14 protein-coding genes are annotated in these 17,049 nt (G+C 58.4%); 7 read left to right on the top strand and 7 right to left on the bottom strand.

The window, feature by feature from the left end; translation table 11 throughout:
- Window positions 1–64 precede the first annotated feature (64 nt).
- Together FCS96_RS17690 and FCS96_RS17685 are read left to right on the top strand one after the other, a co-directional pair.
- Window positions 65–1,810 (top strand): N-acyl-D-amino-acid deacylase family protein, encoded by a 1,746-nt coding sequence (locus FCS96_RS17690; protein WP_138441691.1) that lies wholly within the window; start codon window positions 65–67, stop codon window positions 1,808–1,810.
- 63 nt (window positions 1,811–1,873) lie between these two features.
- Complete coding sequence (locus FCS96_RS17685) at window positions 1,874–2,491, top strand: DUF2238 domain-containing protein (protein WP_138441690.1); 618 nt, start codon at window positions 1,874–1,876, stop codon at window positions 2,489–2,491.
- 47 nt (window positions 2,492–2,538) lie between these two features.
- Here the strand turns inward: FCS96_RS17685 and malT are convergent, their stop codons facing one another.
- On the bottom strand, window positions 2,539–5,295 hold the full coding sequence (malT, locus tag FCS96_RS17680; RefSeq protein WP_138441689.1) for an HTH-type transcriptional regulator MalT: 2,757 nt from the start codon (window positions 5,293–5,295) through the stop codon (window positions 2,539–2,541).
- A gap of 246 nt (window positions 5,296–5,541) precedes the next feature.
- On the opposite strand from malT, the gene FCS96_RS17675 reads away from it, so the two are divergent.
- The 4 genes from FCS96_RS17675 to FCS96_RS17660 all read left to right on the top strand — a co-directional run bounded on the left by FCS96_RS17675 (window position 5,542) and on the right by FCS96_RS17660 (window position 10,189).
- Window positions 5,542–6,342, top strand: coding sequence for a C39 family peptidase (locus FCS96_RS17675; RefSeq protein ID WP_138441688.1), 801 nt, complete (start codon window positions 5,542–5,544; stop codon window positions 6,340–6,342).
- A gap of 53 nt (window positions 6,343–6,395) precedes the next feature.
- Entirely contained in the window at window positions 6,396–7,406 is a 1,011-nt protein-coding gene (locus tag FCS96_RS17670) for a transporter (RefSeq protein WP_138441687.1), read from the top strand.
- A 38-nt stretch (window positions 7,407–7,444) separates the two neighbouring features.
- Window positions 7,445–9,070 (top strand): OmpP1/FadL family transporter, encoded by a 1,626-nt coding sequence (locus FCS96_RS17665; RefSeq protein ID WP_138441686.1) that lies wholly within the window; start codon window positions 7,445–7,447, stop codon window positions 9,068–9,070.
- 63 nt (window positions 9,071–9,133) lie between these two features.
- Window positions 9,134–10,189, top strand: a complete 1,056-nt coding sequence (locus FCS96_RS17660; RefSeq protein ID WP_138441685.1) for a MalM family protein — start codon at window positions 9,134–9,136, stop codon at window positions 10,187–10,189.
- A 10-nt stretch (window positions 10,190–10,199) separates the two neighbouring features.
- On the opposite strand, the gene FCS96_RS17655 is transcribed toward FCS96_RS17660, so the two are convergent.
- Window positions 10,200–11,234 (bottom strand): polysaccharide deacetylase family protein, encoded by a 1,035-nt coding sequence (locus FCS96_RS17655; RefSeq protein ID WP_138441684.1) that lies wholly within the window; start codon window positions 11,232–11,234, stop codon window positions 10,200–10,202.
- 61 nt (window positions 11,235–11,295) lie between these two features.
- Complete coding sequence (locus tag FCS96_RS17650; RefSeq protein ID WP_228264154.1) at window positions 11,296–11,943, bottom strand: DNA-J related domain-containing protein; 648 nt, start codon at window positions 11,941–11,943, stop codon at window positions 11,296–11,298.
- A gap of 122 nt (window positions 11,944–12,065) precedes the next feature.
- On the opposite strand from FCS96_RS17650, the gene ttcA reads away from it, so the two are divergent.
- Window positions 12,066–13,010 carry a tRNA 2-thiocytidine(32) synthetase TtcA gene (gene ttcA, locus FCS96_RS17645; RefSeq protein ID WP_138441682.1) on the top strand — a complete coding sequence of 315 codons (945 nt, stop codon included), beginning with the start codon at window positions 12,066–12,068 and terminating at the stop codon, window positions 13,008–13,010.
- Between the two features lie 61 nt (window positions 13,011–13,071).
- On the opposite strand, the gene FCS96_RS17640 is transcribed toward ttcA, so the two are convergent.
- The 4 genes from FCS96_RS17640 to FCS96_RS17625 are packed head-to-tail and all read right to left on the bottom strand — an operon-like array spanning window position 13,072 to window position 17,013.
- A complete protein-coding gene (locus FCS96_RS17640; RefSeq protein ID WP_138441681.1) occupies window positions 13,072–13,761 on the bottom strand; it encodes a sulfite exporter TauE/SafE family protein in 690 nt (229 codons plus the stop codon).
- Window positions 13,758–14,006, bottom strand: coding sequence for a cbb3-type cytochrome oxidase assembly protein CcoS (gene ccoS, locus FCS96_RS17635; RefSeq protein ID WP_407658116.1), 249 nt, complete (start codon window positions 14,004–14,006; stop codon window positions 13,758–13,760). The genes FCS96_RS17640 and ccoS overlap by 4 nt, the downstream gene beginning before the upstream one ends.
- Before the next feature lie 47 nt (window positions 14,007–14,053).
- On the bottom strand, window positions 14,054–16,501 hold the full coding sequence (locus FCS96_RS17630) for a heavy metal translocating P-type ATPase (RefSeq protein WP_138441679.1): 2,448 nt from the start codon (window positions 16,499–16,501) through the stop codon (window positions 14,054–14,056).
- On the bottom strand, window positions 16,498–17,013 hold the full coding sequence (locus FCS96_RS17625) for a FixH family protein (RefSeq protein ID WP_138441678.1): 516 nt from the start codon (window positions 17,011–17,013) through the stop codon (window positions 16,498–16,500). Before FCS96_RS17625 ends, FCS96_RS17630 begins: the two co-directional genes overlap by 4 nt.
- Window positions 17,014–17,049: the final 36 nt, after the last annotated feature.

Genomic DNA, 17,049 nt, shown 5'->3' with positions numbered 1-17,049 from the left:
CGCTGGCTAGACTGGTGTCCAAGAAAATAACAAGAGCAAAACAACAAAACGGGAGTTCTACTCCATGACGCGTTACGACACGCTGATCCTCGGCGGACGTTATTTTGACGGTACCGGTGCGCCCTCCAGTATTGCCCATGTTGCCATTCGTGACGGTCGGGTCGAGCGGGTATTCAATTCAGAACCCGATGTCAGCCTGGCAGATCGCGTGATCAATGCGGAGGGTTGTTGGGTGATGCCAGGGTTCCTGGATACTCACACCCATTACGACGCCGAACTGATTGTTTCGCCGTCGTTGTCCGAGTCGGTGCGGCACGGCGTTACTACAGTGCTGATCGGCAGCTGCTCTCTGAGCATGGTCTGTTCGGACGCGGAAGACGCCTCGGATATCTTTACCCGGGTGGAGACGGTGCCCCGGGAAAAAGTGCTGCCCATTCTTCAGGAGTACAAGAACTGGCGTACGCCGTCGGGCTGGTTGAGTTTCATCCGCCAGCACCCGCTCGGTCCCAATGTCATCAGTTTCCTGGGCCACAGCGATCTGCGGGTCGGAGTGATGGGGCTCAACCGCGCCACGGATCGTAAAGTGACCCCCACGTCGGAAGAAATGGGGCGGATGGAGCAGCTACTGGCGGAGGCCCTGCAACTGGGTTTCCTGGGGTTGTCGACCATGTGCCTGAAATGGGACAAGGTGGACGGCGACCGGGAGTGGTCCAAGAGTCTGCCCAGCACCTATGCCCGTTGGCGTGAGGTAAGTCGCCTTAACCGGCTGTTGCGTCGCTACGGCCGGGTGCATCAGGGCGCGCCCAATGCTGCCAATCCGCTTCAGGTTACCCAGTATCTGCGGGAGACTCTGGGGTGGTTTCGTAAGCCGCTGAAAACCACGCTGATTGCGATGATCGACCTGAAGGGGAATCCTACCGTTCGGCCCATGGCCAACCTGGTGGCTTGGATTGCCAACGCTCTTCGTGGCAACTTTCGCTGGCAACTCTTGCCGACGCCCTTTGCCATCTATGCCGATGGCATGGACGTCGTGCTGTTTGAGGAATTCGGGGCCGGCGAAATGGCGCTGGACGTGCGCGATCAGCTCGAGCGCAATGAGTTGTTGCAAGACGAGGCCTATCGCCGCACCTTCCGGAAATTCTACCGGGACAAGCTGTCGCCCCGGGTTTGGCAGCGGGACTTCGGCGACGCCACCATCCTTGGCTGCCCGGACCAGACCTTGGTCGGGCGTAACTTCTCTGAGCTGGCCGCGGAAAGGGGTGTTCACGTAGTGGACTTTTTCCTCGATACGGTGGTTGCCCATGGCCGGGCCTTGCGCTGGTTTACGGTTATCGGCAATCATCGCGAGGATAGGCTCAGGAAAATGGTCAAGAACCCCCATGCACTGATCACCTTCTCAGATGCTGGTGCCCACATTCGCAATATGGCGTTCTACAACCTTCCGCTGCGGTTCCTGAAACTGGTATGGGATAGTCACCAGCAGAGTAGTCCGGTGATGTCGCTGGAACGGGCGGTGCATCGTCTTACCGGTGAGCAGGCCGACTGGCTGGGTATTGAAGCTGGCCATATCCGGGAAGGTGATCGGGCTGACATCACCATTATCCATCCAGAAGGTTTGAATCAGGATCTGGAGCAGGTGAGTTGGGCCGAGATGGAAAACTTCGGGCTTGATCGCATGGTAAACCGGGTGCCGGGATGCGTGAAACACGTGCTAATCAATGGCCGCCCGGCAGTGACCGATGAAAAACTGCAACCTGAGCTGGGTAGGGAGATGGGGTTCGGACAATTCCTGCCGGCAACCAGTGATTGATATCTGCGCCGCCGATGCGCTGAATTGCATCAGCGCCACTATCGTTACCCATGTGGAAGAAACATGACATCTAGATCCTTGCCAGCCCTGATCTGGGCTTTGGCTTTTCTTGCGGTACTGATCTGGTCAGCAATTGCTCCCAAAGATCGGGCCACCTGGGCCCTCGAAGTGTTGCCAGCGGTTATCGGGTTTGTACTGGTGGCCTGGTGTTACCTGCGCTTTCCACTGACGCCCATGGTGTATTGGCTGATCCTGGCGCACGCCATCATTCTTATGGTCGGAGGCCACTACACCTATGCCGAGGTACCATTGTTCGATCGGTTGAGTGAGTGGCTGGGATGGGAACGCAATAACTACGACAAGCTTGGGCATTTTGCCCAGGGGTTTGTGCCCGCGCTGATCGCACGGGAACTGGTGATTCGGTTCGAGGTGTTTGCCCGGCGGGGCTGGCCGTCGTTTTTTATTGTCTGTTTCTGTCTGGCGGTGAGTGCCTTTTACGAGCTGATCGAATGGTGGGTCGCGCTCCTCAGCGACGAGGCCGCCGAGGCGTTCCTGGGCACCCAGGGCTATGTCTGGGATACCCAGTCAGATATGGCGTGGGCGCTGTCCGGTGCCATCCTTGCCCTGGTTCTGCTGGGGCGGGTACAGGATCGTCAGCTTGCAGCACTCGCCCGCACCTGAGCACCATTATCGACCAAAGAAGCCTCTCAAGCGTGAGCCTGAGAGGTCTATTCGCCCTGAATCTTGCTCAGCAGATCCTTGGCCAGTTCGATAGCCGCGGACCGGTGGCTGATATTCTGCTTCTGGTACAGGCTTCGGATGTGAGTTTTCACCGTGGTGGAGGCCACTTTCAGGTGTTCCGCTATCTGATCGTTGGATAGCCCGGCGTGAATCAGGCTCAGGATCTGCCACTCCCGTCGGGTGAGCGGCGAGGTTCGGATCAGCTCGGGAACGTCCGGCCGATCGATGATGTCCTGGATGATCGCCTCGTCCAGTGAAATCCGGATAGCCCGGCTGAAGTCCCGTTGCTGTTGGGCCAGCTGAATGAGCCGTTCCGCCCGCTGCAGTTCCATGCCGTCGATGGCTTCTTCGTTGATCAGCGCCTTCAGGATAACAATCAGAACCTTACCTAGCCGTAGAAAGCTGCCCACGGCACCGGTGGTACTGGCCTGCTGAAGGGCAAGGGTCATTTGTTCAAGGGCTTGCTCACGGTCCTCCAACTGCCAGTGAAGGTAGGCCAGACCAATGTGATTGCGGTTCTGGTCGGTTTTCAGGCCATAGTGTTCGGCAACCCTGGTCAGGGATTCCAGCAGCGGCTTCGCTTCTTGCAGTCGCCCCAGACTCATCAGAGCGCGGGCACGGTTACGACCGTTACACTGGTGAAAGTGGTTGGTGGCTCTGGCCGGGTCGCAGGGTGGTGCCGCCGTTAACCAGCGCTGAATCGATTCCTGATCCCTGACGGCATCCCAGTAGGACAGCATGGTCGCATGAGCGTTGGCGACCCAGTCCAGGTGGTAGTCGCCGGCGGCCAGCATCTTCTGAATTTTGCCGATGTAATCGGCGCACAGACTTTGGCGCCCACGGGCGTGAGCCACCTTGGCCAGGGACGTGTAGCTCTGTACGTACCAACGCTCGCCCTGGGCTTCTAGGATCTCGATGCCCTGTAGGGCGCAACGTTCGGCGCTCTCCAGGTGGTGCCACTCCCACATGATCTGGCTTCGGATCCGGAACAGGAACTCAAGTATCGGAAGATGGTTGAGTTGGTTGTCCTCGGCGTACTGGAAAGCCCGCTCCTGAATGTTATAGGCCTTTTGCAGAAGGCCCATGGCCACACTGATCTCACTTTGCTGGCACAGTGCCCACAGGACATTTTGGTGGGCCTGGTGAGCCCGGGCCAGGTGCTCGGTGTCCTGCATGCGGGCCAGCGCTTCTTCAAGTTCGCCCTTTACAAACAGGGCCTCACCAATCACCGATGCCGCCGCGACCCGGGATGTCGGAAGGAAGCGGGCTTCCTGTTCAATCGCCTCCCGGGCCAGAGTAAGTGCCCGGTCGCCGTCGCCGTAGTTCATCGCAACCTGGGCGCGTATGGCGCTGAACTCACCGTGCACGGCTTTTTGTGTGTCTTCGCTCATGGAGGCCTGCAACCGGTTTTCGGCGGCAGACAGCCAGTTTTCCACTTCATCAAATTTGTACTGCCCCTGCGCGACCCAGGCCCGTAGCAGGGTCAGGGTCGGATCCTGGGCAATCTGGTCCTGGGACAGCGCATCAAGACAGCGTTGCAACAGGGTAAATTGGCCCTCGGTGAAAAACTTGCGGCCGTGCAGGCCGAGCACCCGGTTAATCCGCTCGGGATCCTCGGCGGCCACCGCGTGCCTGGCAGCCTCTTCGGCATCATCCAGTTCCAACCAGGCGTCCGTGGCACGTTGGTGCAGCTCGCGCTGGTTTTCCCTGGTGGTGCAGGTCAGCAGATGACGCAGATATACCGAGAACAGCGGGTGGTACCGAAACCAGAGCGCCGAGGGATCGACCGGTGCAATGAACAGTCCCATGGACAGCAGGCTGCTGAGCAGCGACTGGCCATCGGTATCATCCATCACCCGCATCACCATGCCGGCGTTGAACCGATCAAGGATGCTGGTTCGCAACAGGAAGGTACGTTGCTGGTCGCTCAGATCCTGGCCGACGAGTTCGTCAAAATAGTCGAAAATGTGCTGGTTGCCATACTCCAGTTGATCCACGAAGTCGCTGAAATCCTGACTGGTGGGGGCTGAGGTCGATAACAGTTGCAGTGCTGAAATCCAGCCTTCGACTCGGCGCACGGCGCGCTCGATGCTCTCACGAGACAGTTCGAACGGTAAGCGTTTTTCCAGGTACGCCTGGGCTTCATCGGCACCGAAGGCCAGGTCCCGGCTGGTAATTTCGGCCAACAATCCTTGCATCCGGAGCTGGGCCACACCAATCGGCGGTAAGGTTCGGCTTAGCAGCACCAGGTACAGGTTGGCAGGAAGGTGCCGAAGCAAAAAACGGATGGCGTCGTGGATTTCCGGATTGGTAATCAGGTGGTAGTCGTCCAGCACGAGGAATAACGGCTCATCCGCTGGAGCCAACTCCGCCAGAAGGTTGGTCACCAGGGCCTCGAGGCTTTCAAAGCCAGTATCCGTGAGGCTCTGAAGAGTATTCTGGCAGCCGCCCTCGGTGGTGAGATTCAGGGCATTGGCCAGATAGCTGCCAAAACGAGCCGGATCGTTATCGCTAGCCTCAAGCCTGTACCAGGCGGATTTCAGCTCCAGAGCTTGGAGTCGTTCGGCTACCGTCGTGGTCTTGCCATACCCGGCCGGTGCGTGCACCAGCAATAACTTGACCGGCCCCAGCCCCTGCAGGAAATCGTTAAACGCTTCCCGCGGTAACAGTGCGGTGGGTGCCTGTGGGATCGCGTTTTTGGCGGCGATGAAAGTAGTCAGTCCCGGATTCAATGTTGTTGTCATCAGGATCTACATCTGGAAGTGGAAAACCCATCCGCGTTGATACCCGCTTTGGCCGTTGACGTCAACTAATGGCGCGGTCACCAACCAAGCCTTGAACCAGTTCTCACAACGGATTTACGAGGCGGCGCCTGCGGCTACAGATTTGAGGCACAGTTATCTTTCAGGGCGGGGTCTTTTCGGTATCTTACCGTAACAACGTGTAACCCGAAATTGTTATGACCAATAAAAACAGGGACTTCGTCTGACATGCTGCTGGTGCTCGCCGGATCCATTCTTACATTCACCATGGTGCAGGAAGCCACTGTGGTGGAGCCGTTTGAAAAGGGCAGCGTGGTTATCGAGCAGGATGTGGACTCTGGGCCGGTGTTGTTGCGTTTCGATACCCGGGTAGAGCCATTGGTGGAACAGAAGTATCGGAATATCGTGCGCCAGGCCTACGACTACAGCTGCGGCAGTGCCGCACTCACCACGGTGCTGAATTTCTACCTCGGGCGAAGCCTGTCAGAGCGACAGGTAATGGAAGGCCTGCTCCATTACGGAGAAAGCGAGCGCATTGTTGAGCGCCGTGCCTTCTCGATGCTGGATATGAAGCGCCTCGTTACTGCGCTGGGTTATCCCTCCGGCGGCTTCCGGGCGTCGATTGATGACCTGAAGGATCTGGACCACCCCGCCATCGTTCCGATCAATCATGCCGGATTCAAGCATTTTGTGGTGCTGCGAACCATTCGGGATGGCCGGGTGTACCTGGCCGATCCGTCGGTGGGGAATATTTCCTTCCTACTGGCGGAGTTTGAGGACAAGTGGGACGACAACGTGTTGTTCATTGTCTTCCCGGGCAGTGACAAGCCACTGGACAACCTCGAACTGAAAGAGGAAGACCTGCGCTTCGTTGACGACCAGACCATGACCTTGCTGGCACTGGACCGAATTCCGGCCTTTCACGAGGCCACCGAAAGACGAATCCAGAACTTGCTGGAACGCCAAAAAAACAATCCCGATGGCAGTGTTGAAAACACAAGAAAACAGCTGCACTACCGTCGCAACTAATTTCCGGGGTCCTACCTGGGCCAGGAAACCAAAAATAAAATAAGGGAGTCAGGATGAATCGTTGGTTTGCGCGAGGCGTTATCCTTGTTTCCACGGCAGGATTGCTTCCGGGCATGGCCCTGGCGCAGGAAGGAAATGTGGACCAGGCGCGGGAGGCCCTGGCCAAGCAGGAGGGCGATGAGGATTCATCCCGCCAGCTCGAGGAGGTGTTCCAGGCTGCCGAAAAGAACTACTCGCTGCAGAAGAAAGGGATTCACTCCCTGACCTATTCGTTTGATTACTCCTATACCGCTGACCAGCGTATTGATTTGAGCATTTCGGACAATTCGGTGGAGAATCTGGATGTGGTCCCCTCGGCCACTCACAACTTCACCAATGCTTTTGCCTACGACTACGGCCTCCTGGACAACCTGACTGTCGGTACCCGTGTCCCGCTGGTGGTGAAATACGACTCCCAGGACGAACTCACCGTGTACGACTTCGGAGATATTTCCTTTACCGGGCGTTGGCAGCCGTTTGCCTATGTGCCCGGAAAAATGTCCACCACGCTGTTCAGCACCTTCACCACCAAGACCGGCGTGAGCCCATATGAAATCGATATCAAGGAGCAACTATCCACCGGCAGTGGTTATTACTCCCTGTCAGGTGGCCTGAGCCTCTCCAAGGTACTGGATCCGGTGGTGGTGTTTGGCTCTACGAGCCTGACCTACAACTTTGAGGTCGACGGTCTGGATCAGGTCCGTGGCGCCCGGCGGCTGATCAAGGTGGATCCCGGTTTTGGCCTGTCCGGTTCCGCCGGTTTTGCCTACTCCCTGTCTTATGACATTTCCCTCAGTATCTCGGCACAGCTCAGCTACAACGACGAAACGATACTGACCTTCAGCAATGGTGACGAGGCGGTGGCCCAGGATCAGATGACCGGCTTTCTGAGTATGTCGCTGGGCACCCGGATCAGTGACACCACCATTGTGAATACCAGCCTTGGTATTGGCTTGACCGAGGACGCCCCGGACTTCTCCCTGGGTGTATCCCTGCCCATTAATTTCTCCGGCCTCAAAGAGTGATTGGTGCCGTCGACGTTTTACGGGAAGGGAAGGACTTCATGGGACACAACAGCCACAAAAGGCAGATTCTTGCGGCCCTGATTGCCTCGACCATCGCGTGTGGTGCCGAGGCCCAGCTCGCACAGAACCTTACCATTCACCCGAAGGCACTGGCGTTGGGTAACGCGGTGACGGCTGATCCGCCAGGCATCATGGCGATCCATTACAACCCGGCGGGACTCACCAAGCTGGATGGTCGTCAGCTGGAAGTCACCCTGATGAACGTGTATCTGGACATCGACGCCGATTTCTTCGCGCCGGATGGCTATGAGATTTTCGGTATCGATGGCCTGGAAACGGATCCGCTAACGGGTAGACAGAGAGATCCGGTCGCCAACACCCACAGCCACACCAACAACGTTGCCCTGTATGTGCCCGGTTACGGCATACTTCGAGCACCACCGGGACCTGCGGTAGCACCCTCGGCCGGTATCAGCATCAACCCGCCCGGTTCCAAGCTCACCTTTGGTAATGCCTTCTATCTGCCTCTGGCGGCGGGTTTTTACCGTGACAAGGACGACCCGGGCCGGTACCAGCCGCAGGCGACCGCGCTGCAGCGGACTACCTACCTGTCACCCACGATTGGCTATGAAATCAACGACCACTGGTCCGTCGGAGCGGGTATCCATCTGTCCCACATGGGCATCGCCGCCGACCAGTACATGCGGGCACCGAACATGCTGCTGGGGGTGGCCGAGATACTGCAGGACGCCTTCAACTGCGAGAGCGGCGATGAGCCGCTGCAGCCATGGCTGGCGCTGTGTGGCGGTAACATCGGCCCCTGGGATGATATCGGTGCCTTGAGTATCAATGTCCAGGAAACTCTGTCGCCCACCTATGCCCTGGGCGTGATGTGGGAGCCCACGGACTGGTTCAGCTGGGGTGCCAGCTACACCTCCGAAGCCGACATGAATCTCAAAGGCAGCTTTGAAATCGAGTACACCGATGACTGGTCGGGGTTTTGGCAGGGGCTCAATGGCTCGGTGCTGGGTGCCATCACCTCCGCCATTCTCAGTCTGCCATCCGGCGCCCCCAGGGAGGCTGGCAATGTCAGCATGGACCTGGTGTACCCCCAGCATTTCCAGACTGGCATCAGTGTGGATGTGCACCCAAAACTGACTCTTAATGCTGACATTGGCTGGACCGACTACGCCCAGTGGGATGCGTTTGTGTTCCGCTTCGACCGCAACCTGGAATTCCTGAACGCCGCCAAGATTCTCTCTCCGGATAACGCCACTTCAAACACTCTTCGGCTGCCCCTGGGCTTCAAAAGCCAGTGGAACTGGGCCTTTGGTGCCGAGTTCCATGCGTCTTCGCGGCTGGACCTGAGGGCGGGAGTGGAAATCCGTGACTCTGTCATCCCGGACGATCAGCGCTCCATCATGGCGCCCTTCGGTGGCGCTAATCTTTACAGTATCGGGATGGGGTATCGCTGGGATAAGGACACCGAGATCGACATGAACCTGAGCTATCTGCATTCCATTGAAACCATTCCAGCCGACACCAGCTGTAACCTAAACTGTGACAACATCACTAACATTATCTACAACCCCTATGCCGGGCTCGACGTGAAGACCTCGCTTCGGGTTGTTATGGCCGGCCTCAGTTTCCGCACCAAGTTCTGATTGGCTCGCGCAACATCGGGGTACCCGTTCACCATGACCATGCGCACGTTGGCAACAATCGCAATGATTTGGGGTTTGGCGACCTTGCTCGGCGGCTGCCAGGTGGGTGGTTCTACCGTGTCCGAACGGGAGGGCTATTACACCTGGGTGGACGAGCAGGGGCGGGTGCGTTATTCACCGATTGTTGCCACCTCCGTCCAGAAACAGGCAGAGGAGCCAGCACCGAATGCCCCTCACGGTGGGCAGCCAGAAACACCTGAATCCAGTACTGCCGAGGCGCCCGCAATGGAGGCTGGAATGGCTGGCCTGTCAGAAGTCGAAGAGACCGAGTTCACTCTGGAAAATTATCCGGACGCCAACGAGCTGGCGAAAGACGGCTATGTCCGCCCGGGCGAACGCCAACCCTATTTCACCTGGCGGGATGCCCAAGGCAATGTCCGGGTCAGCTATTTCAGGCCGGATACCCGCAGTGATGAAGAGAAGGGCCTGGTGCCTCCGCCCATCGAACTTACCCCCGCGAGTGTTTACCACAGTGGCTCCGACCTTAAGCCAGCCCAGTCAACGAACCAGGGCAATCTCGACGCCTACGCGGTCCTGGGTATTGAAGTGGGTGGAGATTATTTTGAACGATTCCGCGAGTTCTGCTGTCTGGGCCTGGAGACTCGGGACGCGGTGGAATGGCAGCAAGGCAGGGAGTTTGGGGTCAATGTTACCGATCAGTCGCCTACCCACAATTTTCTGACGGGAACCAGTCGCTATCAGATGATTGACCTGGCTAGCGTGGCGAAGCGGCCGGATTTCATCATGCGGCTTCGATCCTACGCCCGAAATGGCGTCTTCGTTCCTTCGTTGGCGTTTCTGGACCGGGACTTTGAACCCGTGCGCCTGGTCACCGATCTTGTCACCCCCTATGAGCCGGAAACCTGGAGTCGACGGGGCTTTCTGGAAGCCTGGGTGCCGGTTTTTCCCGGCCAGGGCGAGCGTTGGGTTGTTCTATACACCCGAAGTTCGGACCTTGCTGGTCAAACCGTGATTGAGACCGGCGCCGGAAAAAAACCGAAGGTCATTGCCCACGTCGCCCAAGGCGAAGTGGGGCTGAAGATGGTGGAGCAGGACTGACCCCCTGGGGTCAGTCTTCGGGCTGCTGGGGGTCAAGCCATTGGTGAGACAGCCAGTAAAACTGACCGCCGCCGGCCGGATGGGTGCAGTTGTAGCGCAGACGCCGGCTGTTGAAGGCATCCGGTGCCTGCACCCGAACCTCACCATCCTCCACGTTGATGTCGATGCGGCCCTGGCCAGAAGCGAAGCAGGTCAGCCTGGACGCCTTCATGGAAGAGGGCAGCGCAAAGGTAAGCACGGGCGGATTGTTGGTCATGACGCCATCAGGTAATTCTTCCGCGGACACCGGAAATGCCTTGCTTTGCAATTTGTCCGGTAGGCCGTTCAACTGACCGTACGCGTTGGCCATCGGGAATCGTGGCAACCGGGTCGCACTGGAACTCTCGCCGATAGGGCCGGATTGCTGCCCGTAGCCGTACCAATCCCGCTCAGCCAGTTTTGCTTCCAGCGCGGCATCAAACTCCCCATAGGGATAGGCAAATAAGGGTGCTTCCGTTCCGAGTTTTTCCGCAAGCGTGGCTTGAGCGGCGTCCAGGCTGCGGTCGATTCTGCTGTTCCACTGCTCGGCGGTTTCGCCGGGCTTTCGGGCCAGGTGGCCATGGTCGGCACTGTGGTTGGCAATGGTAACGCCGTCCCGTTGTTCCAACTCGGCCAGCTGTTCCCAGGTCATATAACCGTGGCGTCCGACGGCTTCGGTGTTGACGAAAACGGTGTACGGGTAGTCCATGGACGAAAGTATCGGTGCGGCGGTGGCGTAGACCGAGTCATAGGCGTCATCAAAGGTAATGGCCAACTGATTGGGCTCGTCGTTCCCTCCGTCAGCCTCAGCCCTGGCCAGTGCCTGCTCGGTGCCCGCTTGCAGTGGCACCACTTCCAGCTTCAGATCCGCAATCATGTCCATCTGAGCGTCAAACAGCGACACCGAGGTACTGGTGGAGGACGGCGTGGAATCGCTGACGTGGTGATACTGGAGCACCACCAGATCGGCGAGCGCGGGAAGCGCAACGAAGCTCAATGCAAAGCTCAGCAGTGTTCGTCTTACCATGAACTATTCATCCTTTCGATTGTGACGTTTGGATCGTGAATACAGGATTACGTGAGTGCTGCTAGCCGGGGCTTCTGAAATAGGCCTTGAGCACGGAAAATGCTTCGTTCAGGACCTGAATGCCCTGGGTATCTCCGCCGCGGTCGGGGTGCGCGTGCATGACGGCGCGCCGGAAGCGCTGTTTCACCTCCAGAAAATTCCCGGGCACTTCATTGAATCCCAGCTCCTGCGCAGCCGCCAGAACCTCTTCCGAGTCCGGCCCTGAGATGGGCCGACCCGACCAGAAGTCATCCATCATCTGCTGAATCGCATCTTCTGGCATTCGGTACTGGGACAAGTCCAGATAAAAGGCCCGTAGTTGGTCCGGTTCGTCAGGCAAGCCATGGCCGCCGACAATGTCTTCCAGGGTCAGGTGGATTCCCAGTGGCGATATCTGCAGACTTTCACCGGCTTCAACCAACTGGTCCCGTAGCCGATACAGGGTATGAAACAACAGGAAATGAACCGGATACAGCTTCTCCGGATCGTGGTAACAGACTTCACCGATCAGTTGCCAGGGCGGGCGCTGCAAGGCCTTGATCAACGCCATTTCACTGATGCCTTCGGGGGCACGGCGCAACTCGTGCTCTACTGCCACCAACAGATGTTGAATGTGTTGGCCCAGAAAGCCGTCATCATAATGGCCGTCACTGTCCGCCTGGGCAGTCATTGAAGTCGAATCTTTCATGGTTCAATGGTAGGGGAGTCGAGGCTCTCAGGGAAGCGCTGCTGTCACTCGATCCCTCTGATGCGTATAATTCTGCGTTCACTAATTTGATGAATGTTGTTGGTATGTCCGAAGCTATGATCGCCCGTTCCGAACAAGGTCAGAGCGCTGAGTCTGAGCGCCACCAAAAACTGGAACTCAACAAGCTGCAAAAGCGCCTGCGCCATGACGTCGGACAGGCGATAGCCGATTTTTCCATGATTGAGGCTGGCGACAAGGTGATGTGCTGCCTGTCCGGTGGCAAAGATTCCTACGCCATGCTGGATATTCTGCTGGCCCTGCAGAAGAGTGCTCCGGTTTCGTTTGACCTGATCGCCGTCAATCTCGACCAGAAACAGCCAGGATTTCCGGAAGAAGTATTGCCGGAATACCTGAGCGCGCTGGGTATCGAGTATCACATCATAGAAAAAGATACCTACAGCATTGTTAAGGAAAAGGTCCCCGAGGGGAAAACTACCTGTGGTCTCTGTTCCCGGCTGCGCCGCGGCATTCTCTATAATTTTGCTGAGGAACACGGCGTGACCAAGATCGCGCTGGGTCACCACCGTGATGACCTGCTGGAAACCCTGTTCCTGAACATGTTTTACGGCGGTAAAATGAAATCCATGCCCCCGGTTCTGCACAGTGATGACGGACGCAACACGGTCATCCGTCCGTTGGCGTACAGCCGGGAGAAAGACATTGCCCGCTACGCAGAACTGAGGGAATTCCCGATCATCCCCTGCAACCTGTGTGGCTCGCAGGAGAACCTGCAGCGCCAGGTCATCAAGGACATGTTCCAGAGTTGGGACAAACAGCACCCGGGCCGTCTGGAAACCATGTTCCGCGCCCTGTGTAACGTTGAACCGTCGCACCTTGCCGATAACAAGCTGTACGATTTCCGTGAAGGGGAGCGTCGGGGTTCCAAAAATAGAGGCTCCAACATTAGGGGCGCAAACGACCAGGGCGTTCAGTCAGCAGAGCCGGAAGATATGGCCAGTTTCGGTCGTTTGGACGTGCTGAATATCTAGCCGTCGTGGCTTTGACTGGCGGTGGTTCAGGCCGGGTGCGTGACAGGTTGGCGTAATCCGGTCAATGGCTCATAAACGCAGTCAGCGGCAGGGTCCACAGCCCGAATACGATCAGCATGACCGCCGTTCCCTTCCTGAATAACTGGTTACCTTGCAACCCCCTGATCCAGCCCGCCGCGTAGCCGGTTGCCAGCATGGATGGCAGAGTGCCAAGTCCAAAGAACACCATGGTGAGCGCCGCCGAGCCAACGGTTGGTTGCAGCGCGGCCCACCCAAGGGTGCTGTAAATCAGGCCGCAGGGCAGCCAGCCCCACAGTACGCCGAGCGCCAGTGCCTGGCCCGGATGCCGGACCGGCAGTAACCGGCGGGTAAGCGGCGACAGTTTGGCCCACACTGGCGCGCCAATGCGCTCTACGTAACGGATACCCTGCCACCATTGAGCCATCGACAGGCCCATCAGGATCAACAGTAGCCCGGCGATGGTTCGCAGCAGCCCGCCAAGCTCGGCCCACTGGTTGGCGGCGGAGGTGCTCAGCAGAGCGACACCGGCCGCAATAACGGCATAACTGGCAATGCGCCCGACATTGAAGGCCAACAACATCAATGATTGCCGGAACCGGAAGCCGCTGCCGACCGGCAGGGCCATGGACAGCGATGCGCTGATGCCGCCGCACATGCCCAGGCAGTGGGTACTGCCGAGCAGGCCAATAAGAAGGGCGCTGGGATAACTGAGGTAGAGTTCCGGGCTCATGGGTGTTTCGGTGAATCCCCGTCGGTGTCGGGTTTGGACTCTTGTTCAGGATTCTCCGTTTTCTCGTCACCGTTCCTGACCGGCAAGTCGGTGCGGGCTTCGTCCGGGATCATGTCCTTGTCGTCGTCGTACAGGATCCGGTGGGCCGGGCCTTCCAAGTCATCATACTGGCCGTTCTTGACTGCCCAGGAGAACAGGACGATACCCAGGGCAACGACAATGAGGACCAGTGGGACCAGAATCATAACGATTTGCACGGTAAGACCTCGCGAAAACTGTTTACAGCACGGTATCAGGACGCAACCTGAGCGCCAACCGCCGGATTATGCGGATGCTGGGGCTGGGTGGAGGCTTTGCCAAGCCGAAGGGCGTTCAGAACCACGATCAGTGAGCTGATCGACATGCCAATCGCGGCGAGCCAGGGTGGCACCATGCCAGCGGCAGCCAGCGGCAGGGCGCAAACGTTGTAAACCAGCGCCCAAACCAGGTTCTGACGGATCACCGTGCGGGTTCTGCGGCTGGTTTTAAGGGCTTCGATCAGCTGTACCAGCTGGCCGTTCAGCAGAACCGCATCGGCGTGCAACTGGGTCAGATCCGCAGCCGATCCCATGGCAACGGAAATACCGGCGCCCGCCATGGATGGCAGGTCGTTGAGTCCGTCTCCTACCATCATGATCTGCCGGCCTTCGCCCTTAAGCCGTTCCAAAATTTCCAACTTCTGTTCTGGCGAGGCTTGGCCGATGGCCTCCGTAATGCCCAGGGTTTGCGCCACCTGCTTGACATGTCCGGAGCGGTCACCACTGAGCAGCAGCGTTCGAATACCGAGGCCCTGCAGCTCACGAATGGCCTGGGCCGCATCCGGTCGGGGCTGGTCATCCAGCGCGAAGCAGGCCAGCCATTCATTGTCCGAGGCCAGCCAGATTTCCATGCCTGGGGCGCCCGGTGATGCCGGCGCGGGCGCACTGACAAAGCCCTGGACAAAGTCCCGGTGGCCGATGAACAGGTTCTGATCGCCGAGTTTTCCGGACAGGCCTCCGCCCAGATGGTTGCGCACCTGTTCAACCGCGGACGATGAGCCATCGTGGAAGACCCGTGCGACCGGATGTTCCGAGTGTTTTTCCAGCCCGGCGGCCAGTTTCAGGCAGGTGGTCTCATCCAGACTGCCCAGGACGGTGGTGTTGACCAGGTTCAATTCGCCGCGGGTCAGGGTGCCGGTCTTATCGAAAACAACGGTATCCACGGTATTCATGGATTCCAGGGTGTGACCGCGAGTTGGCAGAAACCCGAGGCGGCGCAGCTTTACGGTGGCGGCGGTAATGGCGGTCGGTGTGGCCAGTGACAGTGCGCAGGGGCAGGTGACTACCAGCACCGACAGGGTGATGTCGAAGGCATTATCGGCACCGGCCAGCCACCAGCCAAGCCAAACGATCGGTGCCAGAACCAGCACCCGGGCAACAAATTTGCCGGCCATCCGGTCGGCCATCAGCGAGACCGGCGGTTTTTCGGACTGTACCCGGTCGAGTACCCGCATGATGCTCGACAGTCGGGTCTGGGAGCCGGCCTTGGTTACCCGGATGTCCAAAGGGTGTTCGCCGTTGATACTGCCGGCGTGCACCTGGTCGCCGGGGTTACGGGGTTCCGGCAGATATTCTCCTGTTAATGCGGCTTCGTTGAGCGTGGATTGGCCACTGACGATTTCGCCGTCCACCGGCAGGGTTTCTCCCGGACGGACCCGGATGATGTCTCCGGGCTCTATGGTGCGAGTTGGCACCACGTCCACGTTTTCGCCGCGCACTCGGGCCGCGACGCCGGGCTGGAAACCGGCCAGGGCGTTGCCGGTCAGTCCAGCCCGGAATCGGGCCTGAACTTCAATGTAGCGGCCCAGCAACAGGAAGAAGGTGAACATGCACACCGATTCGAAATAGACTTCCTCGCCGCCAAAGGCGGTTACCCAGGCGCTGGCCAGGTAGGCCAGGCCGATGGCAATTGCGACCGGCACATCCATGGTGAGATGTCGTGTCTTCAGGTCCCGTAGGGCGTTACTGAAGAATGGCCGCGCACTGTAAAACACCACCGGCGTGGCGATCAAAAGGCTGAACCAACGAAAGAAACTGACAAAATCCGGGGAGAGATCGTTCACCATCTCAAAGTACAGCGGGAACGCCAGCATCATGCTCTGGAACGACCCGATGCCCGCCAGTACCAGCCGGATCAGCATGGAGCGATGCTCGGCTCTCAACATCTGCTCGGCTTCATCGGGCTGATAGGGGCGGGCGGTATAGCCCAACCGATGAATGGCAATCAGAAGATCACTCAGCCGGGTCTGATCCGGTGCCCACACCAGTCGGGCGCGTTGCGTGGTGTGATTGACGGTGAAGGTGAGCACGCCGGGCTGCTGCTTCATGTGATTTTCAAGTAACCAGATGCAGGCGGCGCAGGTGATCCCACCGATCAATAGCTGGGCTTCCTGACCGGCTTTTACCGGCGTCACAAAGGTGTTCTGGATCAGGGGGTGGTCCAGCTCCCGAATGCGCTCCAGTTCCGAACGTGCCAGCTCACGTGGGGTAGCAGCGGGTTCGGTGCGGATGTCATAAAACCCGGTCAGTCCCTCCTGATGGATGGTTTCACAAACCGCCTTGCAACCCTGGCAGCAGAAGTGCCGGACCTGGCCCCGGAGATCAAGGGTAATGGCCGGGCTGCCCGGCGCCAGCTCACCGCAGTGAAAGCACTCTCGGGTCACTCTTGAACGGTACCTTCTGAGCTCACGGTCAGACCGTTCTCAGCCGGAAGCCAGGCCTCGCCTTTCAGGCGCCAATCGTTCTCTGGACCGCGCAGATCGTAGTACCAGCGTCCATCCAGGTCCTCAAGTATGTTGCCCCGGTATTGCCCGGTGCCGACCTTCTGGAACTGCACGGTTCTGTCGCGGTCGGCTAACGTCGGGTGGAACAAGTTCAGGATCAGGTAGGGAAACTCCGCCGGGCCCTCAGCGGTAGTGAGATCCAGGGCAATGGTGCGCTGGTCGAATGCCAGTTCGGCCACCATGCCCAGATCCGCCGCCTTTTGATCCCGTGCAATCTGCAGGTTGATACCACGGCCTTCCTTGGAGTAGTCGTCCGTGACCATGGTATCGTCGAGGTTCAATGCCACGATGATCATAGTGATGCACCAGACTATCGCCGCCAGTGGGAAAATGGTCAGAAACCAGAACCAGGGTTGGCGATACCAGGGGGCTATCGGGGCTTGTTCAGTCATATCATTCGTTCTCATAAAAACAGGGGGTGGTCGCTG

It is taken from the genome of Marinobacter alexandrii (genome assembly GCF_005871205.1).
GTDB lineage: Bacteria > Pseudomonadota > Gammaproteobacteria > Pseudomonadales > Oleiphilaceae > Marinobacter > Marinobacter alexandrii.
Note: the sequence above shows the minus strand (reverse complement) of the source record. Positions and strands in the feature narration are given on the sequence as shown.